The sequence below is a fragment of the Nocardia sp. NPDC004582 genome (genome assembly GCF_053602115.1).
On sequence record NZ_JBSGCY010000001.1, the window covers coordinates 1 to 19,952 of the forward strand.

Annotated in this window: 17 protein-coding genes; 8 read left to right on the forward strand and 9 right to left on the reverse strand. The window is 68.4% G+C overall.

Annotated features, from left to right (window positions below; genetic code table 11):
* The 3 genes from ACWELJ_RS00005 to ACWELJ_RS00015 form a co-directional block, all read right to left on the reverse strand.
* On the reverse strand, nt 1-990 hold a 990-nt coding region (locus ACWELJ_RS00005), incomplete at its 3' end, for an N-acetylmuramoyl-L-alanine amidase (protein WP_452363939.1).
* A gap of 280 nt (nt 991-1,270) precedes the next feature.
* The gene (locus ACWELJ_RS00010) at nt 1,271-1,729 is read right to left on the reverse strand and encodes a QcrA and Rieske domain-containing protein (RefSeq protein ID WP_452363940.1); all 459 of its coding nucleotides are present in this window, start codon (nt 1,727-1,729) and stop codon (nt 1,271-1,273) included.
* Between the two features lie 85 nt (nt 1,730-1,814).
* Nucleotides 1,815-2,372, reverse strand: coding sequence for a sigma-70 family RNA polymerase sigma factor (locus tag ACWELJ_RS00015; protein WP_452363941.1), 558 nt, complete (start codon nt 2,370-2,372; stop codon nt 1,815-1,817).
* A gap of 179 nt (nt 2,373-2,551) precedes the next feature.
* On the opposite strand from ACWELJ_RS00015, the gene ACWELJ_RS00020 reads away from it, so the two are divergent.
* Nucleotides 2,552-2,932, forward strand: coding sequence for a hypothetical protein (locus ACWELJ_RS00020; RefSeq protein ID WP_452363942.1), 381 nt, complete (start codon nt 2,552-2,554; stop codon nt 2,930-2,932).
* Between the two features lie 76 nt (nt 2,933-3,008).
* Nucleotides 3,009-3,758 (forward strand): SDR family oxidoreductase, encoded by a 750-nt coding sequence (locus tag ACWELJ_RS00025; protein ID WP_452363943.1) that lies wholly within the window; start codon nt 3,009-3,011, stop codon nt 3,756-3,758.
* Between the two features lie 51 nt (nt 3,759-3,809).
* Here ACWELJ_RS00025 and ACWELJ_RS00030 read toward each other — a convergent pair whose 3' ends face one another.
* The 4 genes from ACWELJ_RS00030 to ACWELJ_RS00045 form a co-directional block, all read right to left on the reverse strand.
* Nucleotides 3,810-5,183 carry a bifunctional lysylphosphatidylglycerol flippase/synthetase MprF gene (locus ACWELJ_RS00030; RefSeq protein WP_452363944.1) on the reverse strand — a complete coding sequence of 458 codons (1,374 nt, stop codon included), beginning with the start codon at nt 5,181-5,183 and terminating at the stop codon, nt 3,810-3,812.
* A gap of 68 nt (nt 5,184-5,251) precedes the next feature.
* Nucleotides 5,252-6,214: a DUF5996 family protein gene (locus ACWELJ_RS00035; protein ID WP_452363945.1), complete on the reverse strand. Its 963-nt coding sequence runs from the start codon at nt 6,212-6,214 to the stop codon at nt 5,252-5,254.
* Nucleotides 6,215-6,242: 28 nt separating this feature from the next.
* Entirely contained in the window at nt 6,243-6,899 is a 657-nt protein-coding gene (locus ACWELJ_RS00040) for a CE1759 family FMN reductase (protein WP_452363946.1), read from the reverse strand.
* An 8-nt stretch (nt 6,900-6,907) separates the two neighbouring features.
* Complete coding sequence (locus ACWELJ_RS00045; protein WP_452363947.1) at nt 6,908-8,041, reverse strand: LLM class flavin-dependent oxidoreductase; 1,134 nt, start codon at nt 8,039-8,041, stop codon at nt 6,908-6,910.
* Nucleotides 8,042-8,346: 305 nt separating this feature from the next.
* Here ACWELJ_RS00045 and ACWELJ_RS00050 point away from each other — a divergent pair, with 305 nt between their 5' ends.
* From ACWELJ_RS00050 to ACWELJ_RS00070, 5 genes are all read left to right on the forward strand, one after another.
* Nucleotides 8,347-8,709, forward strand: a complete 363-nt coding sequence (locus tag ACWELJ_RS00050; RefSeq protein WP_452363948.1) for a hypothetical protein — start codon at nt 8,347-8,349, stop codon at nt 8,707-8,709.
* A gap of 89 nt (nt 8,710-8,798) precedes the next feature.
* Nucleotides 8,799-12,299, forward strand: a complete 3,501-nt coding sequence (locus tag ACWELJ_RS00055; RefSeq protein ID WP_452363949.1) for an AfsR/SARP family transcriptional regulator — start codon at nt 8,799-8,801, stop codon at nt 12,297-12,299.
* A gap of 67 nt (nt 12,300-12,366) precedes the next feature.
* Nucleotides 12,367-12,747, forward strand: coding sequence for a nuclear transport factor 2 family protein (locus ACWELJ_RS00060; protein ID WP_452363950.1), 381 nt, complete (start codon nt 12,367-12,369; stop codon nt 12,745-12,747).
* A gap of 29 nt (nt 12,748-12,776) precedes the next feature.
* Complete coding sequence (locus ACWELJ_RS00065) at nt 12,777-14,825, forward strand: MMPL family transporter (RefSeq protein ID WP_452363951.1); 2,049 nt, start codon at nt 12,777-12,779, stop codon at nt 14,823-14,825.
* A gap of 106 nt (nt 14,826-14,931) precedes the next feature.
* Nucleotides 14,932-16,368 carry a DUF222 domain-containing protein gene (locus tag ACWELJ_RS00070; protein WP_452363952.1) on the forward strand — a complete coding sequence of 479 codons (1,437 nt, stop codon included), beginning with the start codon at nt 14,932-14,934 and terminating at the stop codon, nt 16,366-16,368.
* Nucleotides 16,369-16,656: 288 nt separating this feature from the next.
* On the opposite strand, the gene ACWELJ_RS00075 is transcribed toward ACWELJ_RS00070, so the two are convergent.
* Both ACWELJ_RS00075 and ACWELJ_RS00080 read right to left on the reverse strand, forming a co-directional pair.
* Nucleotides 16,657-17,736, reverse strand: coding sequence for an acyl-CoA dehydrogenase family protein (locus ACWELJ_RS00075; RefSeq protein WP_452363953.1), 1,080 nt, complete (start codon nt 17,734-17,736; stop codon nt 16,657-16,659).
* A gap of 9 nt (nt 17,737-17,745) precedes the next feature.
* Nucleotides 17,746-18,912: an acyl-CoA dehydrogenase family protein gene (locus ACWELJ_RS00080; RefSeq protein ID WP_452363954.1), complete on the reverse strand. Its 1,167-nt coding sequence runs from the start codon at nt 18,910-18,912 to the stop codon at nt 17,746-17,748.
* A gap of 119 nt (nt 18,913-19,031) precedes the next feature.
* On the opposite strand from ACWELJ_RS00080, the gene ACWELJ_RS00085 reads away from it, so the two are divergent.
* On the forward strand, nt 19,032-19,913 hold the full coding sequence (locus tag ACWELJ_RS00085) for a patatin-like phospholipase family protein (protein WP_452363955.1): 882 nt from the start codon (nt 19,032-19,034) through the stop codon (nt 19,911-19,913).
* The last annotated feature ends 39 nt before the right edge of the window (nt 19,914-19,952 follow it).

The window sequence follows — 19,952 nt, forward strand, 5'->3', positions numbered from 1 at the left end:
ACCATGGTGTTGTCGACGTCGAAGAAGGCCGCGGCGGTCAGGTCGCGGGCGATCGCGGGCCACGGCCTCGGGGACCGGGACCGCCGCCTGCGGGACCAGTGCCGTCTCGGGCGCGGGAGCCTGTGCCGGAAGCTGTTGTCCCGGCTGGGTTCCCGGCTCGGCCGCCTTCTCCGCCGCCTTGTCCGTGGCGGCGGGCACCGGCACGCCGAGCAGGTAGGACGCGATCCCGGTGGTGATGGTGACCGCGTGCTTGAGCTGGCCTTCCGGAGTTTCCAGCTGCTGGGCGTCCTCGGTGTTGGCGCCGTTGCCCATTTCCAGGAAGACGTCGGGCACCGTGGTGAGCGCGGGACCCGCGACATCGGATCGGGTCTGGAGTCCCTCGGCGGCGCCGTTGTAGGTGGCGGCCTGGTAGCCGCTCTGCAGATAGGTGTCGCGCATGGCCTTGCTGGCGGCCAGGCCCGCACCGGATTGCACCTCGTTGACCTTGGCGTCGGGGACCGGCAGCTGCGGCACGATGAGGTGGAAGCCCTTGCCGTCGGCGGGCCCGCTGTCGGCGTGGATGCTGACCGCGACGTCCGCGCCGGAGGCGTTGGCGGCCTTGGCCCGTTCGTCGATGCAGCCGCCCCAGCCGGTGTCGTCCGGCCGGCTCATGACCACGTGCGCGCCCAGGCCCTCGAGCGAGGTGCGGACCAGCTGCGCGACGTTCCAGGTGATGGTGTGCTCGGCGATGCCGTGCAGGGTGGTCATGCCGGTGGTCTGGCACGCTTTGGTGCCGCCGCGACCGTCACTGACCTGTTTGTTGGTGTCCTGACTGTGATTGGGCCCCTGATGGCCGGGGTCCAGGAAGATGGTCTTCCCGGCCAGCTTCTGGGGCAGTTCGGGCAGCGCCGGCGCGGCCAGCGCGGCCACCGGAACTATCCCGGCCACGGTGGTGATGGCCGCCGCGGTGACGACGGTGCAGATTCCGGACTTGGTGATGCTTCGTTTCATAAGCGGCGGCGCTCGGGCGGAGCGCCCCTCCCTTCCCACTAGTAACACCAGACCCAGCAGTTCACTCTTGCAACACCAGTTACTACCTGGCAAGCGTCGTGACGGAACCGTTACCAGTGGTCAAACGACCGAAATGCCCTGATCCGGAGCACTACCGGCCGCAATGGCAAGCGACCACAACGCCAACTATCCCCCACCCCGCGTGTCCCGCCCGGACGACGCGCCTGAGCGGTTCGACGCAACCCCTCCGCGTCGAACCGCCGTGGCCGAAGAACGCCGATCAGGCCGAGACGATCTGATCCCCATCGACTCGAATGGCCCGGGAGTCCAGCGCCCGCGGCGCCGGCCCGCCCGCGACCGAACCGTCCAGATTGAAGGTGCTGCCGTGACACGGGCAGTGAATCAGCCCGCCGGACACCGAATTCACAGTGCAGCCCAGGTGGGTACAGACCGACGAGAAGCCCAGGAACGACCCCGCGGACGGCTGGGTGATGACGGTGCCGCCCGTGATCAGACCCCCGCCGACCGGCACATCGCTGGTATTGGCCAGTACGTCCAGTTTCTTCGCCGGTTTCGAATCCGGCCCGCCCGGCTCGGCCTTCGGCGCGGCGGAGGCGGGCCCATCGGAGGTGGTGGCGCAGCCCACCACGGCGAGCGCGGTGGCGGCGACGGCGGTGGTGGCCAGCGCGGTGCGGCGATCCAGGCGGAATCCGCCGGGTTCAGAGGTGCTGTCGGTCATCGGAAACTCCTCGCTCGGGGCCGGACCGATGCGATTCGGCCGCTGCTTGTTCGACGTGTGGGAAGGGTCGGCTGGTTCACCTCGATCACGCGCTCAGCGGCACGCGCCGCAGGGATCGCAACGCGTAATGCACCCGGGTCTTCACGGTTCCGACCGGAATGCCCAGGTCGGCGGCAACATCCTGGTAGGCGCGGTCACACAGGATGACCTGGACGACGGCGTCGCGCTGCGGGGCGGGCAGTTGCGCGAGCAGGTCGGCGACCAGCATGCCGTCGGTCAGGGCGTCGCTGAAGTCGGGCCGGGCGCAGCGGTTCTCGGCCTGTTCGCCGATCTCGTCCCAGCAGGTGTCGCCGGGGCGCGCGGCCCGGAAGCGGGCGATATCGGTGAGCACATTGCGTTCGATGGTGAGCAGCCAGGTGCGCACGCTGCCCCGGTCGGGGTCATAGCTCGCGCACGCCCGCCACGCCCGCAGCAGGGTTTCCTGCACGGCGTGTTCGGCCAGACCCGGATCGCCGAGGCGACTCATGGCCCGCCAGTGCAGCAGACCACGATCGGCGGCGAGGACAGCCGCCAGTCCGGTGTCGGTACACAGCCGGGCGCAATGTCCGGCGCATCCGGTCGTGACCGGGCGAAGTCTTCCCATGACTGAATATCGCGCTGGAGGCCGAAAGAGCATCGCTTGATTGTGAATTCCCAGGAATCGCCCGATTTCCCGAAAACAGACCGAAATTTCTGATAAACCCCTCCCGGGAGACGCGGGGATCGACCGACACCGTACGACGGGAACCGTGCGGTGCAGTGAACTGCTCAGGGAGGAACATCGTGCGTGCAGGCGCGCTCGTAGCCGCGGGAGCATTCGCTTCCGCGCTGACAATGGCGGCGTCCGGAATTGCGGCGGCCGAACCGGCCACCGATATCACCGTCGACGGCACCTATTTGGTCAATGTGGATATCAAGCCGGGTATCTATATCGGCGACGGGTCCATGGATCCGGCCCCCGCGGGCTGCTTCTGGCGGCGGCTGTGGAAGGTCCAGACCCCCGAGGACTATCCGGACCCGAACTACTACATCATCGCCAGCGACTTCACCCGGCTGCGGTCGATCACGGTCGAGATCAAGGCGACCGACGTGGCCTTCTCGACGCAGAACTGCGGGGCCTGGCACCTGGCGCCCGCCCGGCCCAGCACCGGGTCGTTCGGCTGATCGGCCCGCGCCCGTGCGGGGAATCGGCTCGTCCCCATACCCCGCGCGGGCTCGGCCGGGTCACTAGGGTGAGCGCATGACCAGGCAGCGGATTCTCATCACCGGCGCGAGCTCCGGATTGGGCGCGGGCATGGCACGCGAGTTCGCGAGCCGGGGGCGCGATCTGGCGTTGTGCGCCCGGCGGGTCTCGAATCTGGAAGCCCTGCGCGCCGAGCTGCTGGCCGCCCACCCGGGCATCACGGTCGCGGTGCGCGGCCTGGATGTGGACGACCACGCGGCCGTCCCGAAGGTCTTCGAGGAGCTGCGCGCGGAGCTCGGCGGACTGGACCGGATCATCGTCAATGCCGGGATCGGCAAGGGCGCGCGCCTGGGCACCGGGCGCGCCGACGCCAATCTGGCCACCGCCACCACGAATTTCGTGAGCGCCCTGGCCCAGGCCGAGGCGGCGATGAGTATCTTCCGCCGCGAGCACGCCGGGCACCTGGTGCTGGTCTCGTCGATGAGCGCGGTGCGCGGGCTGCCCGGCAAGAAGGCGGCCTACGCGGCCAGCAAGGCGGGCGTGACGGCGCTGGGCGAGGGGCTGGCCATCGAGCTGCGCGGCACTCCGATCAAGGTCACCACGGTGCAACCGGGATTCATCGCCACCGAGATGTCCGCCAAGGCCGGGGACGCGAAACTGGTTGTGCCGCTGGAGAAGGGCGTGCGGTCCATGGTCGCCGCCATCGAGCGGGAGACCGTGCGCGCCTCGGTGCCCGAATGGCCGTGGCGGGTGCTGGGACTGGTGATGCCGGTGCTGCCGCGCGCGATCATGGCCCGTATGGGCTGACGCCGAGCAGGTTCCGCCGGCCGGGGTTTCAGGGGTGCCTCTGAGAGTCGGTCAGTACTGCTTGCGGTGCGGCACGAACTCCAGGGTGAGCAGTGCCACCGCCGCGATCAGCACCTCACGCCACCGGATCAGCACATACCGCTGATCGCTGAACGAGTTGAACTTGCGCAGGAATCGGTACAGCGACTCGAGCCGGATCAGCGGATCCCCCAGTCGCACGGCCAGATACACCGCCTGCATGGTCCGCGACCGGTGCTTGTCGGCGAAGATCTCCGGAAAAGCCGCGAACGCCAGCGAGATTCGCTTGATCCCGTGTTCGCGCGCGTAGTCCACCAGGTCCACGATCATGCGCTCGTCGAGCCCGTTGGGTGCGTCGCGGCGCCGCCACGGCACGTCCAGGCTGAGGTCCTGGCCGTTGCCGGCGGTCCCGTAGCGCTGGAATCCGACCACCCGTCCGTCGGCGTCGCGGGCCATCACCACCAGCATGCCCGGGTGCCGTCCGTCGAGCAGGTGGTCGAGGATCATGGAGAAGCCGCGGGTCTGCCGCCCGGTCCCCCATTCGTCGACGATGGACAGCAGGGTTTCGCGCTGCGGTTCGGTGAGCGCGACCTCGGGCAGGATCTCGGTGGTGACGCCGAAGTTCTTGGTGCGGCTCACGGCCTGGCGCAGGTTGCGGAATTTGCGGCCCACCATGTCGAAGTGGTCGACATCGATGACCACGTCGCGGCCCACGGAGATGGCGCGCAGCCCGCGGTGGTCCACGGCCCGCCGCTGCCACAGCTCGCTCACCTCGGGACTCGCCCCGAGCACCGCGATGCGCCAGCCGTGGCTGCCCGCGAAAAGCGAGAATTCGGTGAGCAGTTCGGGGAAGCGGGCGGGGTCGCCGAGCGGGTCGCCGGACACGACGGCGATGCCGAGCCGGGCCCGGTAGGCGAGCGCCGCGGCGCCCGCGTCATCGAAGAAGTAGGTCTTCGACGAGTGCAGTGCGAACGGGGCCAGCGGGTCCCGGGAGCTGCGCCGGACCAGTTCGGCCACCCGGGGCAGCTGTTCGGGCTGGGGCTTGCTGCCCTGCGGCAGCACCAGGATCGCGCCGCTGACCGCGAGGAACACGAATCCGATCCCGGGGTGGTCGGTCCGGTAGGCGAAGTTGGACACGACCAGGGTCATGGCCGCGCCGGTGAGGTGGGGCAGCGTGATGGGCCGGCGCAGGTAGAGCCCGCGCGCCACGAACAGCCCGGCGACCGAGACCGCGACGAACCAGCCGTGGTCGTCGCCTTCGCGGGAGGCGCGTTCGGCGGCCCAGACCAGGATGACGCTGCCCAGGACCAGCGCCCCCATCAGCCCGACCCGGGTGCTGGGCCCGGCGACGAAGGTGGTTTCCCGGTATGCGGTCAGCGTCGGATTCGGTACGCGTTCCTCACGCATCTGGACCCCTTTTCTCCCGCGTCTCCCACACGACACACTATGTGTGAGAGACAGTTCGGGGCATCGGGTTATTCCGGCCAGCCCAGCCGCGGCGTGGTGAGCACCGGATCGGTGATGCCATTGTGGCAGGCCAGACCGACAGCGTCCCAGCCCGCGAGACTCGATCCGGCCTCATATGCGGATTGGAAGAAGTCCAGGGCGGTGCCGACCGGGTCGGCGGTGGCGCGGACGGTGTCGTAGGACAGGTAGGCGCTGTGCCCGGAGCCCGAGGCCACCCAGCGGGCCTGCTCGGGCCGCAGCGGTTTGTCGCTGCATCCGGTGGGTTCGGGCGCGGTGTAGGAGTAGAAGGTGGGTTCGGGGACCTTGTCGTCGCCGAACCAGAATCCGGCGCTGATCACTTCCCGCGAGTAGGCCTCGCGGGTCACCGGGTCGACGGTGTCGGGCATGCGGATCTGGCGGGCGGAGAAACGCTGCACGGCCAGATCGAAGGTGTGCCAGAAGATCTGGACCGGGCTGATCTTGCCGGAGTAGGTGGCGCTGAACTGTTCCAGAATGCGCCCGACCTGGCTCTGGACGTGGAAGGCCCGCTGCGCGGCGGCTGGGTCGTAGGTGTGGTGCTGCTCGTCCTCGTCGAAGGGCCGGCCGTGGTCGGGCAGGTCGAAGGGGGTGGGGTGGGCGAGGGTCACCTCGATGCCGAGGTTGCGCAGGGCGTTCATGGTCTCGAGGTAGAAACTGGCCACCGATTGCCCCGTGAGCGGCACTTCCTCCTCGGTGCCGCGGTCGTTGCAGACGCGCAGCACGTGGTCGAAGAAGTCGAACGCGCAGGTGAAGACGGGGCCTTCGGTGGCGGTGCCGAGCGGCACGGTGGTCCAGCCGCGGGCGGTGAGCCGGTAGGTCATGTGCCACCAGTGGTTGCGCCTGATCCCCTTGGCCAGGGCCACTTTGCCGACGATCTGGGCGTAGCGGTGCAGGGTTTCCTTGGTGGGCCGCCAGGAGTCGAGCGGGATGGCGGGCAGTATGTCCTGAGCCATCCGCTCATGCTACTCAGCTATCGATCCGTTACCGGCCGTCGCCGGCGTGCCCGGCGAGCAGTTCGGCGAACGGCCGGACCGCGCCGACACCATTGCCGGAGCTGCGGCGCCGGACCGGCTCGTCCTGCAGGAAGCCCTGCACGGCGGTGGGCGCGGCGACGATCTGCTGGGCGAGTTCGGACGCCGCCCGGTGCACGCGCTCGGCGAGTCCGGTGGAGCCGAAGTCCTCGGTGGCGGCGAACACGCCGGTGGGGACGACCACGGCCCGCAGGTAGGTGAACAGCGGCCGCAGCGCGTGGTCGAGTACCAGCGAATGCCGGGCGGTGCCCGCGGTGGCCGCGATCAGCACCGGCATGCCGTTGAGCGAGTCGGTGTCCAGGACGTCGATGAACATCTTGAACAGTCCGCTGTAGCTGGCGGTGAACACCGGGGTCACCGCGATGATCCCGTCGGCGTCGGAGACTTTCTGCCGGGCCGCGGCCACGGCGGGCGTGGGCAGCCCGCCGGTGGTCAGGGTGGTGGCGAGATCGCCTGCCAGCTCCCGCAGTTCGATGACGTCGACGTCGAGGCTCTCCCCGCGCCCGCCCACCGCCGCGGAGACCGCGGCGGCGAGTTGGTCGGCGAGCAGCCGGGTGGAGGAGGGCTGCGAGAGCCCGGCGGTCAGGACTACGAGTTTGCGACTCATGCTCGGCCTCAGTTCTTTTCGGCGAGCACGCGCTCGCGGGCGGGCTCGACCAGGTGGTGCGGGGCGTCGGGGCCGGCGGCGACCAGCGACGCGTGGGTGGGCGGATCGCTGGGCACGCCGGCGGGGCGGCGGGCCTCGAACTCCTTGCGCAGCACGGGGACCACCTCCTTGCCGAGGATCTCGATCTGCTGCAGCACCATGTCCAGCGGCAGGCCGGCGTGGTCCATCAGGAACAGCTGGCGCTGGTAGTCGCCGACATTGTCGGCGAAGCTCAGCGTGCGCTCGATGACCTGTTCGGGGGTGCCGACGGTGAGCGGGGTCAGTTCGGTGAAGTCCTCCAGCGACGGGCCGTGTCCGTAGACGGGCGCGTTGTCGAAGTAGGGCCGGAAGATCCGCTTGGCCTCGGCCTCGGTCTCGGCCATGAACGCCTGGCCGCCGAGTCCGACGATGGCCTGTTCGGCCGTGCCGTGCCCGTAGTGCTCGAAGCGGCGGCGGTACAGGGTCACCATCTGCTTGGTGTGCTGCATGTCCCAGAAGATGTTGTTGTGGAAGAAGCCGTCACCGTAATAGGCGGCCTGTTCGGCGATCTCGGGCGAGCGGATGGAGCCGTGCCACACGAACGGCGGGGTGCCGTCCAGGGGCGCGGGGGTGGAGGTGTAGCCCTGCAGCGGGGTGCGGAACTTGCCTTCCCAGTCCACGCGCTGTTCGCGCCACAGGCGGCGCAGCAGGTGGTAGTTCTCGATGGCGAGCGGCAGCCCGTCGCGGATGTCCTTGCCGAACCACGGGTAGACGGGTCCGGTGTTGCCGCGGCCCATCATGAGGTCGACGCGGCCGCCGGCCAGGTGCTGCAGCATGGCGAAGTCCTCGGCGATCTTCACCGGATCGTTGGTGGTGATCAGGGTGGTCGCGGTGGACAGCACCAGCTTGTCGGTCTTGGCGGCGACATAGCCGAGCATGGTGGTCGGCGAGGAGGGCACGAAGGGCGGGTTGTGGTGCTCGCCGGTGGCGAACACGTCGAGTCCGACCTCCTCCGCCTTGAGGGCGATGGAGACCATGGCCTGGATGCGCTCGGCCTCGCTGGGCGTCCGGCCGGTGGTGGGGTCCATCGTCACGTCGCCGACGCTGAAAATTCCGAACTGCACGGGTCCTCCTCGGGTCGCGTCCACATTTGGTGGATATGGCAACCACTTGAACATAGCGGGTGGGGAGGGTATTCCTGAGCGGAACAGGGGCGTGATTCGCGCCACTGCCACCAAGGCGCCGCCACCCCCGCCGCGGGTCCCGAATCCCGGCGGCACCTGCCCCGTTCCGGAGCCGAGGACTGACCAGTACCCGCAATCCACTTGCGGGTACAGCGAAACACTCAGTAGTGCAAGATCTTTCGAAGTATCCTGAACATTCCCCGCGCAACGCCGGAGATCTCGAGCATGGACAGGGGGTAGATCCAATGGCGGACAACTCCGTCGGTGCGGCATACGCTGTCGTCGTCACCGCGGTCGCCGATCCGATGCAGGTGGAGGGCCTGGAATGGGATCGTGCGGTGGAATTCCTGCCCAGTATCGATTCGCACGTCCTGCAGTCGTGGGTGCGAGATCAGGAGGCCGGGCCCGACCCGCGCCGCGGTGTGGTCATCCCCGGCCCGCAGCGCCGCGTCGGCCAGCGACATCCGTACCGTGAGGTGTGCGTCCCCTCGGCCGAATATCAGCTCTTCAGCGCCGCGGTTCGCAGTAACCGCCGCCGCGCCCTGGCCACCGGCTATACCGAAGAGGAAGGCCGTCAGCGAGCCCGCGTCCTGTCCAGCGCCTACTGACCACACCTGTTCCGGCGCACGCCACCGGACCCGCTCGGGGGGTCGAGCGAAGATCCGAGCCGTTCGTGCCGCCGTGCCACACTCGCGGAGTGCGCATCGCCATCCTGGGCCCGCTGGAAGTAGTGGACGACGCCCGGCCCGTCCCCATCCCGGGAACCCGCCTGCGCGCCCTGCTGATTCGCCTCGCCTTGGACCCCGGCCGCCGGGTGAGCGTCCCCACCCTGATCGACGACCTGTGGCCCGAAGCCGCCCCGAAGCGCCCCGAACACGCTCTGCACGAGCTGGTTTCCCGCCTCCGCCGCACGCTGCCCGCCGACGCCCCGATCCGCGCGAGCGCGGGTGGCTACCTCCTCGACATCGCCGCCCTGTCGGTCGACGCCTTCCGCTTCGAGCGCCTCGTCCGCGGCGGCATCCTGCGCCTCGACCGCGGCGACCGTGCCGCCGGGCACCAACTGCGCGAAGCCCTCTCCCTGTGGCGCGGCCCCGCCCTGTCCGACGTATCGGCCCTGCCCTTCGCCGCCGCGGCCGCCGCCCACCTCGACGAACTCCGCCTGACCGCGACCGAATCAGCCCTGGCCACCGAATTGTCCACCCGCCCCGGCGATCCCCTGCTCATCACCGAACTGACCGGCCTCCTCACCGCCCACCCCCTCCGAGAACGCCCCCGCCTCCTCCAGCTCCAGGCCCTCCACGCCGCAGGCCGCACCCCCGAAGCCCTGACTTCGTACCACCACTACCGAACCCTGCTCGCCACCGAACTCGGCATGGACCCCAGCCCCGAGCTCGCGGACCTGCACCTGAAACTCCTCCGACGCGACCGGGGGTCCCGCACCAGAGCGGCAGGGTCCGAACCGGCCACGAACTCCGAGGGTTCCGCTCAGCGGCCGCGGGAGTCGACACCGGCGTATCGCGATTCGGCGATCGAGCCGACCGCAGCCACGAGTCCGGCTGCGCGGCTCCGGATTCCGCTGACGAGCTTGATCGGGCGCGAAAACGACCTCGCGGAGGTGGTGCGGCGGGTCCGAGACTCGCGGCTGGTCACGTTGGTCGGGCCGGGCGGCGCGGGGAAGACACGACTGGCTGTGGCCGTGGTCGGAGAACTGCGCAGGCGAATCGCGGGCGGCGAGGGAGGGCCGGTCCCGGGCGCGGCGAGCCCTGCGGCCGCAGGCACGACGAGCGGCCGGGTCGACGGCACGGCGAGCGGCCAGGCCGACCGCACGAGAAGCGGGTTGTTCGCGGGTGGTGTGGGGTTTGCGGAATTAGCGGCGGTGAGTGATTCCTCGGATCTGCCGCAGGCCGTGGCGGGGGCGCTGGGGGTGTCGTTGTCGCGGACGGTGGAGCCTTCGGGGGCGGATCCGGTGGGTTTGCTGGCGGAGGCGTTGCCGACCGCGCCGATGCTGCTGGTGCTGGACAACTGCGAGCATCTCGTCGATGAGGTGGCCCGGTTCGTCGAGGACCTGCTCGGGCGGGTGCCGGGGCTGCGGGTGCTGGCGACGAGTCGTCGGCCGCTGGGGATCGGTGGGGAAACACTGTGGGAGACCACACCGTTGGCGGTACCGCCACTGGATTCGACTGATGTCGCGGGTTTTCCGTCCGTACGGCTGTTCCTGGATCGCGCTACGGCGGTCCGCGCGGATCTCGCGCCGACGGAGGACATGCTCGAGACCGTCGCCGAGATCTGCCGTCACCTGGACGGGTTGCCTCTGGCATTGGAGCTCGCGGCCGCCAAGCTGCGGGTCATGCCGCTGCCGGTGCTGCTGGCCCGGCTGGATGATCGGTTCAGCGTGCTGGCGGGCGGGAGCCGCACCGCGCTCCCCCGGCACCGCACGTTGCGGGCCGTATTGGATTGGGACTGGGAGCTTCTCATCGAGGAGGAGCGCACCGCCCTCGCCCGCCTGTCGGTCTTTCCCGCGCCGTTCACCCCGGCCGCCGCCGAGGGTCTCGGGGTGGCCTCCACCGAACTCGAAGCGCTGCTGGACAAATCACTGGTGCAGCTCGTCGACGTGCTGGTCGCCGATCCGGCGCTGCCCACACCGCAGCCGCGCTACCGCATGCTCGAGTCGGTCCGCGCCTACGGTCGCGAGCACCTCACGGCCCGAGGCGAACTGGCCTCGACCCGGTCCGCCCATGCGGCCTACCACCTGGCTCTCGCCGAAGCCGCCCATCCGCACCTGCGCGGCCACGCCCAACTCCCCTGGCTCCGGCTCCTCCACGCCCACCACGATCACTTGATCGCAGCTCTCCGTTTCGCCCAGGAGTCGGCGGACACCGACACCGCCACCCGCCTGGGCTCGGCCCTCGGGATGTATTGGGCCCTCCACGCCAATCACACCGACGCGGTCCGACTCCTGCGCCCGATCCTCGAACTCCCGACCCTCCACCCCCATCCCCCACTGGCCGCGGCCTTCGCCCTACATTCCATGCTCGCCGCCCAGGCCACCGAGCTGACCGCGGCCGCCGACCACATCCGCCGCTGGACAGCGGACACCGTCGCGCCACCAACTACCACCACGCCGACTCCCAGCAGTTCGACCGGGCCGGCTCGGAGTTCAACCGAATCGGCATGGGGTTCGGCCGGATCGGGTTGGGGTTCGGCCGGATCGGCGACAGCGGACGGGGCAGCGGAGTTGGCTCGGGCGTTGGTGGAGTTGGCGGCCGAACGAGTCGACGTGGGGCTCGGAGTTGTGGAGCCGTGGCTGGGACATCCGGATGCGTGGACTCGGGGGATGTTTTGGTTGGTGCGGTCGTTCCTGCACGCCAATGAGTCCGGGGTGGCGCGGCTGGATGCGGATCTGCGGATGGCGGCGGAGTGTTTCGAGGAGGCCGGGGAGCGGTGGGGCTGGTCGACCGCGTTGACGTATCTGGCGTTCACGCGGGCCGCGCTCGGGGATTTCGGCGGGGCCGAGGAAGCGATGGCGTCGGCGCTGGTCGCGGCGGAGGAGCTGGGCAGGCCGGTCGCACTGCGGGTGTGGCTGGTGCTGATCCGCTTGCATTCGGGCGAGGTGGAGGCCGCACGGACCGATCTGCGCGCGCTGGCCGGGGAGACCTTGTCCGCCGCGGACTCCGTCATGACCCAGTTGCTCGCCGCGGACGTCGCTCGGTTCGATGGGGATCTGGCTGAATCGGCGCGCCGTTTGCGGCGAGTCGAATCCGACCTCGGACCGGCCGTGAGCGAAGACCGCTCGTACCGGGCGATGTTCGGGCTGCGCATGGGCCTGCTGCGCGCGGCCGAGGGTAGGACGGCTGCCGCCGCCACCCACTGCGCCGATGCGTGGGCGAACGCTGTGGCCATCCGCGACCTGCCGTTGGCCGCCGAGGTGGCGGTCGGCGTCGCACGGGTGTGCTTCGCTGCCGGGTTCGCCGAAGCGTCGGCCGAGGCGTTGGGCGCCGGGCACGCGTTGCGTGGCGCCCCCGATGCCCGCTATCCCGACATCGTCGCACTCCGAACGGAATTGGCGGCCGCCCTCGGCAGCGATCGCGCGACGGCCGCGTACGAACGAGCCCGGGTTCTCACCCGCGACGCCGCACTCGTGGCGGTCGAATCCAGTCTTCGGACGGTGGGCGACAGCACCTCGAATCACCGCGTGTGAGTACAGAGTGAACGCGTGTGAGCGCGATGTGAACTCGTTGTGAGCGCCGCCCCGCAGTGTGGGCCGCATGCGAAACGACTCCGATCTGCACGAGTTCCTCACCACGTATCCCCACGACGTGGCGTTCGCCGCCGACGACCCGTCCACCGTGGTCGACCGCTGGTTCACCCCCGACATCGACTTCCGCAACGACGGCCTCCGCCTGAACCGTCAGTCCTTGATCGCCCACGCCCGCCCGGCCCGCAAGAACGCCGAATCGGTCCGGGTCCGCATCCATCGAGCCGTGTTGTCCGGTGACAGCATCGCCGCCCACTACACCATGTTCGCGACCCTCCGGACGACCGGCCCGACCGCCACCGAAGTGTGTATGGTCGGCCGCCTGTCCCCCGACGGGCGCATCGAGCGGATCGATCAGCTCACCCGCTCCGTGCCGGTGGAGGGCGAGTAACCGTGCGATCCCTCCCATCTACGCCGATCGTGCGGCGAATCGCCTTGGCCGCCATCGTCTTCTGGTTGGCGGCGCTCGTCGCCACCGGTGGTCTGGCGGGCAAGCTCGGCGGGGCCGAGAAGAACGACGCCACCACGTGGCTGCCGAAGAGTGCGGAGTCGACGAAGGTTTCCGAGCTGACCGGGAAGTTCATCGGGTCGGATGTGTATCCGGCGGTGGTCGTCTACGAGCGCGGCGACGCGGTGTCGAGCGCCGCCGCGCGGGCGCGAGCGGAGTCGGACTCACAACGGTTCGCGACGCTGCCGCAGGTGCACGGGCAGGTCCCGGAGCCCGTGGAGTCCGAGGACGGCAAGGCGATCCAAGTCGTGGTCCCGATCTCGGTGGGCGTCAAGGGAGTCACGGATGCGCTGCCGACGGTGCGCTCGATCCGCGATATCGTCTCCGATGCCGGGATGAGCGTGCACGTCACCGGGCCGGCGGGTTACGGAGCCGATTCGGCGGACGCGTTCTCCGCGGTGAACTCGACACTGTTATACGTGACCATCGCGATCGTCGTAGCGATCTTGCTGGTCACCTACCGAAGTCCGGTGCTGTGGCTGCTACCGCTGGTGTGCGTAGGGGTGGCCCTGACCGTCGCGCAGGGGCTGATCTACCTCCTGGCGGCACACGCGGGCCTCACCGTCAACAGCGACACGGAATTCCTGCTGACCGTCCTGGTCTTCGGCGCGGGCACCGACTACGCGCTGCTGCTCACGGCACGTTATCGAGAGGAGTTGCGGCGCACGGAGAATCGTTACGCGGCCATGGCCACGGCCATCCGCCGCGCCGGACCCGCGATCGCCGCGAGCGCGATCACCGTCGCGCTGAGCCTGTTGTGCCTGGTGGTGGCCGACCTGAACTCGACGAAGAGCCTGGGCCCGGTGATGGCGACGGGAGTTCTGGTCAGCTTCGCGGTGCTCACTACCCTCTATCCGGCTCTGCTCGTGCTGTGCGGCCGGTGGATATTCTGGCCCGCCGCACCATGTTTCGGCGATCCCGAACCGGCGGGAAGCCGCAGGGGGAATGGCCTCGAACGCTTGATCACCTCCCATCCGCGAAGGGTCTGGCAGGTCACCGCAGCGGTGCTCGCCTTCCTCTCACTGGGGTTGTTCGGATTGCACGCGTCCGGCCTCCCGGCGCAGGACAGCTTCCGTAATCGCCCCGACGCTGTGGTCGGCGAACAGGTTCTGCTCGAACATTTCCCGGGTGGATCCGGCGACCCGGTACAGATCATCGGACCGGCAGCGGACCCGGATCGCCTGCGGGAGCTGGCCTCGGGGGTTCCCGGTGTGGTGTCGGTATCGACTCCCGTTCGCGCGGACGGTCTCGCCTACTTGGAGGTGACGACGGCCGACGTGACCGGTAGCGATGCGGCGTTCACGACTGTCGAACGTCTTCGCACGGCAGTGCGTTCGGTACCGGATGCCATGGTCGGCGGTAGCAGCGCCGTCGCGCTCGACACCCTGAGATCCGCGCGCCACGACCGCAATTCGGTTGTGCCCCTGGTGCTGTCCGTCGTCCTGGTGATCATGGCGCTGCTACTCCGGGCCTTGGTCGCACCCGCGGTGGTTCTGGCCACCGTCGCCCTGTCCCTGTCCGCGGCCCTTGGCGTCAGCGCGCTGGTGTTCGACAAGGTGCTCGGGTTCGCGGGAGCCGACCCGTCATTCCCACTGTGGGCCTTCGTGTTTCTGATCAGTCTGGGAATCGACTACAGCATCTTCCTGATGGCCAGGATCCGAGAGGAGACCGCGACCCACGACACCGCCACGGCGACGGTGATCGCGGTGCGCACCACCGGTGGAACGATCACGGCGGCGGGCGTCGTGCTGGCCGGGACGTTCGCGGCATTGCTCACGCTGCCTTTGGTTTTCGCGGCGGAGATCGGGTTCGCGGTGGCATTCGGAGTGCTGTTGGATACCTTCGTGGTGCGGACGGTGCTGGTTCCCGCGCTTGCGATCGACCTGGGTGAGCGCATGTGGTGGCCGCGCCGTAGCCGATTCGGATCTCGCGAGGAAATGCGATTCCCGATTCGATTGTGACGCAAACTATTTAATACATGCGATCTGAAAATCCAAGGAACACTGCATAATTCGGGTTCCAAGGATGATCACCTAGGCGTAAAATGGAGGCATGGATTCGAATGGGGTGACACTCGACGACTGCGGTATCGCTGAACTGGCGGCCGCGGTCTCGACCCTGACCGAATCCATTCAGGGCGGAAACATGACCGGGTTCTCCGACGAAGATGTTGTGTCGTTGATGCAGCAGTTGGAAACGTACAAGCGTCAGCTCGCCGCGCTGGATACCCGTTTGATCATCGAAGCCGGAGAACGGTCGCTGCATTCACGTAGCGGGGCAGGGAAGATGGTGCCATTTCTTCGGCACACCTTGGGCCTGTCGCGGTATGACGCGTCGGTGCGGGTGAAGATCACCCACCACTGCGGCGAATTCGTCCAGCAGACGGGTCACGTCGCTCCGCCGGTGCTGCCGGTGACCGCGGAAGCGTTTGCTACCGGCGAGATCTCCCGCGATCACGTGCGTCACATCATGGACGTGATGAACCACCTGCCCGTCGACGTGCCTACCGAAGCGCGGGCGGAAGCCGAGCAGATCCTGGTCGACTACTCGCGCAACGGGTGGCCCGATGACCTGCTGAAGATCGGCCGCGACATCCTCGCCCGCCTCGACCCCGACGGGAAAGTAGTCTCCGATGCCGACCGTCGCCGCCGTCGCGGGATCACAGTGTGCCGTCCGGGCGTGGATGGGATGAGCCGCATCGAAGGCTGGATCACCCCCGAGCTGCGGGCGTGCCTGGACGCGGTGTTCGCCAAGCTGGCTCGGCCCGGCATGTGCAACGTCGAGGACCCCGAAAGCCCGTCCGCCACCGGTGGGTTCATTGCTGACAGTGTTCTCGATGCTGCTGCGTGTCGTGACCGTCGTGATGCCGGGCAGCGCACCCACGATGCGCTGCTGGCGTTGGTGCAGCCGGGTGTGAACATGCGGACCCTCGGTATGCACCGTGGGCTGCCCGTCGAGGTGGTGCTCACCATGAGCCTGACCGACCTCGAGAACGGCACCGGCGTCGCGACCACCGCGTCGGGCACTCAGATCTCCATCAGCGAAGCCCTGAAGATGGCCGAAGGAACCAAGCCGGTGATCGCGGTCCTCGATGGGGACGGGATGCCGCTGTACCTGCGGCGTTCCCGCCGCACCGCCAACCGCGCCCAACGATTGGCCCTGTTGGCCAGAGACAAGGGCTGCACCCGCCCGGGCTGTGAGCAACCGGCGAATATGTGCGCCGCGCACCACGTCACCGATTGGGCCAAGGGCGGACCCACCGACATCAACAACCTCACACTCGCGTGCGACCACTGCCACGCACTCATCAACGATGGCCCCGACGGCTGGAAAACCGTTGTCATGGGTAAAGACTCGCCGTACCCCGGTCGCACGGGGTGGATTGCGCCGAAGAGTGTTGACCCCACCGCCACCCCACGAGTGAACGATCGCCATCACGTGGGGCAGGCGATCGCTGCTGCGATCGATTCCAGTTGCCGAACGTGGCGCTCACGGGCCGCGTGAGTCCCGGCTGTTCGTGTCGCACTGGCGTGCGCAAAACAACGGGAAGTGTGGTCGCCTCGCCTGCCCTGCCGGACTGGGGCTGACGCCGGGCTGGGATCCGCTACCCGCCGATCCCAGCCCACGGACCGCACGCATCACCTTTCAGAGACCAACCGCTCCGGCGTCTTCCGCTCTTCAGCTCTTCGTTCCTTTGTCTTTTCTTCTCTTCTCCAGGCGTCTTTTATCTTTTGGTCTCTCTTATCTTTTGATCTCTTTATCTCTGGTCTTCCATCTTTCGGCCTTACACCCTCAGATCTCGACCATCTGATAGTCAGCGACATGATCACCGAGATACCGCAAATGGTCAGCGGAATCCCCGAAGCTGTGCTCGATTGCGTTCAACCGCGCGGTGTAATGCCCAACCGGATACTCATCCGTCATACCGATACCACCATGCATCTGAATCGCCTCCTGCCCAATATGCCTGGCAGAACGCCCAATCCGCAGCTTCGCCCGAGAAACAACCATCGGGTCCACCACCCCGTCGCCCAGCGACATGGACGCGTACATGCTCATCCCCCGCGCAAGTTCCAGCGACACATACATGTCAGCAGCCCGCTGAGTCAGCGTCTGGAACGTACGCAGCGCCACACCGAACTGCTTCCGAGTCTTGAGATATTCAGCCGTCAGCCGCAACGACTCCTCCATCGCCCCAACCGCTTCCGCACACAACGCGGCCTGCGCCGCAGCGATCGCCGCGCCGATGGCATCGCTGGCATCAACCGGTTCACCGAGCGATTCCGCGACCGCCCCATCGAATTCGATATCAGCACCGCACCGCCCGTCATGGGTGGTGTACGCCCGCCGGCGCACACCCGGGTCGGAAGGATCGACCAGGAACAGCCCGACGCCACCCTGGTGGACGGCGCTGACGATCAGCACATCCGCCTGGTCCCCATACGAAACCGGGTGTTTGCGTCCGGTGATGCGCCACCCGTCGCCGTCAGGGACCGCACGAGTGCCGGTGTCGGTGGCAGGCCAGCGCAGACCCGGCTCGCCATGGGCGAAAGCGAGTTTCAGTTGCCCTGCCGCGACGCGAGGCAGCAGATCCTTGCGCTGGACATCGCTGCCGACGGCCGAGATGAGCCCGCCCGGCAGTAGCGCGCAGTCCAGGATCGGTTCGGTGGCCAGCGCGCGCCCGATCTCGGTCATGACCAGCATGGCTTCGATGGGTCCGGCGCCCGTGCCGCCGTCTTCCTCATCGAAGGTCAGGCCGAGTAGCCCGATGTCAGCGAAGGTGGCCCAGCGTTCGGCCTGCGGTCCGCGGGCGAGCAGGTCCCGCACGGTGTCGCGCAGCATTTCCTGTTCAGGGGTGAGATCGAAATCCATGGTGCTGCCTCACAGTCCGAGGATCGTCGAGGCGATGATGCCGCGCTGCACCTCGTTGGATCCTCCGTAGATCGATGTCTTGCGATAGTTCAGGTAGGTGGCGGTGCTGCGGCGCGCCCAGTCGGGGGTCGATTCGTCCTCGCGGGCAATCGAATCCGGTCCGGCGATGTCGACCAGTAGTTCGGTGACGGCCTGCTGGAGCTCGGTGCCGCGCAGTTTGAGGATGGACGACACCGGGTTGGGTTTGCCGTCGGCGGATCCGGCGGCGACCCGCAGTTGCACGAGTTCCAGTGCCAGCAGCTCGTTCTCGAGTTCGGCGAGACGGGTGGCGAAGAGCGGGTCGTCGAGCAGGGTGCGCTCGCCGAGGCGGGTCTGCTTGGCGTGTTCCTTGGCCAGCCACAGCCGCACCTTGGTCTGGCCGACGGCGGCGATGCCTGTGCGTTCGTTGCCGAGCAGGAATTTGGCGTAGGTCCAGCCCTGGTTCTCCGCGCCGACGAGCTGATCGGCGGGCACCCGGACGTTCTCCAGGAACACCTCGTTGACCTCGTGGCCGCCGTCGATGAGCTTGATGGGCCGTACGGTCACGCCCGGCGTGTCGAGCGGGAACAGGAACATGGAGATGCCCGCCTGCTTCTTGGGGGCGTCGGGATCGGTGCGGGCCAGGCAGAAGATCCAGTCGGCGAACTGCGCGCCGGTGGTCCAGGTCTTCTGGCCGTTGATCACGAAGCTGTCGCCGTCGCGCACGGCGACGGTGCGCAGCGAGGCCAGATCGGATCCGGCTTCGGGCTCGGAAAAGCCCTGGCACCACCAGATGTCGAGGTTGGCGGTGGCGGGCAGGAACCGCGCCTTGAGTTCCTCGGCGCCGAAGTGCGCGATGACCGGCCCGATCATATTGGTGTTGAAGGTGAGCGGTTCGGGTACCGAGGCGAGCTGCATCTCCTCGTGCCACAGGTGCCGCTGGATCGGGGTCCAGTCCTTGCCGCCCCAGGCGACCGGCCAGTTGGGGGTGGCGAGACCGTGCGCGTTGAGGATGCGCTGGGTGGTGACGAGGTCGTCCTTGGACAGTTCCTGTCCGTGCCGATGCCGGTTGCGGATGTCGGCCGGGATTTCGCTCCGATAGAACGCGCGCAGCTCGTCGCGGAAGGCGAGCTCGTCGTCGGTGAGCGCTAGTTGCATGCGTTGACCTCCAGTTTCGTGGTTACCCACGCCATCGCCGGAAATGATACACAGAGATGCCAGTGTCTCAAATAGGGTCGTATACTCGACTCTCGCCCGGCCCCTCGAAAGGAGCACCCGTGTCCGATCACGACCTCGGCGTCGGCGAACTCATCGCGCGCCGGCACCGCGAGGACAGCGCCCCCGGTCGCCGCACCGATCGCCATCGCCTGGCCCTCGTCATCGAGGGCGGCTCCTCGCGCGGGGCCTACTCGCACGGAATGGCCATGGCCATCGAGGAATTGGGCGTGCTGTCCTGCTTCGACGCGGTGTACGGGGCGTCGGCGGGCGCGTTGAACGCGGCCTGGCTGCTGTGCGGGCGGGCGGTGGATTCGCGGCGGGCCTGGAATCCCGAGGTGATCAACCGCGTCATCAGTCCGGCGCGGGCGCTGCGCGGCGGCAAGGTGGTGGACACCGACTATCTGGTGCACACCGTGTACGAGCGGATCGTCCCCATGGATTTCCCGGCGATCCTGGCCAACGCCATCACCTTCCACCCCATCGCCACCGACGCCGACACCGGCGCGGCCGTCGACCTGCATCCGGAGCTGAGCGATGTGCGCTCGGTGCAGACGGCGCTGCGGGCCTCGACCTGCCTGCCGATCCTGGCCGGGCGGCCGGTGCGGATCGGGGCGCGGCGTTTCGTGGACGCCGGACTGTCGGAATCCGTGCCGGTGCGAACAGCCTTGGCGCAGGGCGCGACCCGGGTCCTGGTGCTGCGCACGCGCCGAAACGACGAGGCCATGCGCCCCCGTCGACGGTGGAGTCGCGGGTGGTGGCGCGCTTCCTGTCCCGGCACGCGCCCGGCACCGTCGAGCCCTGGCTCGCGCGGGTCGAGCGACATCACGGCGACGAGCGCGATTTCGCCGCCGACCCGGCCGTGCTGCAGATCCGCCCGCCGCGCGACGCACCCGATATCGGGCGTATCGATCGTGACCCCGAGGTGCTGCGGACGGCCCTGATCCTGGGACGCGCGGCGACCGCGCGCACACTGTCGGAGT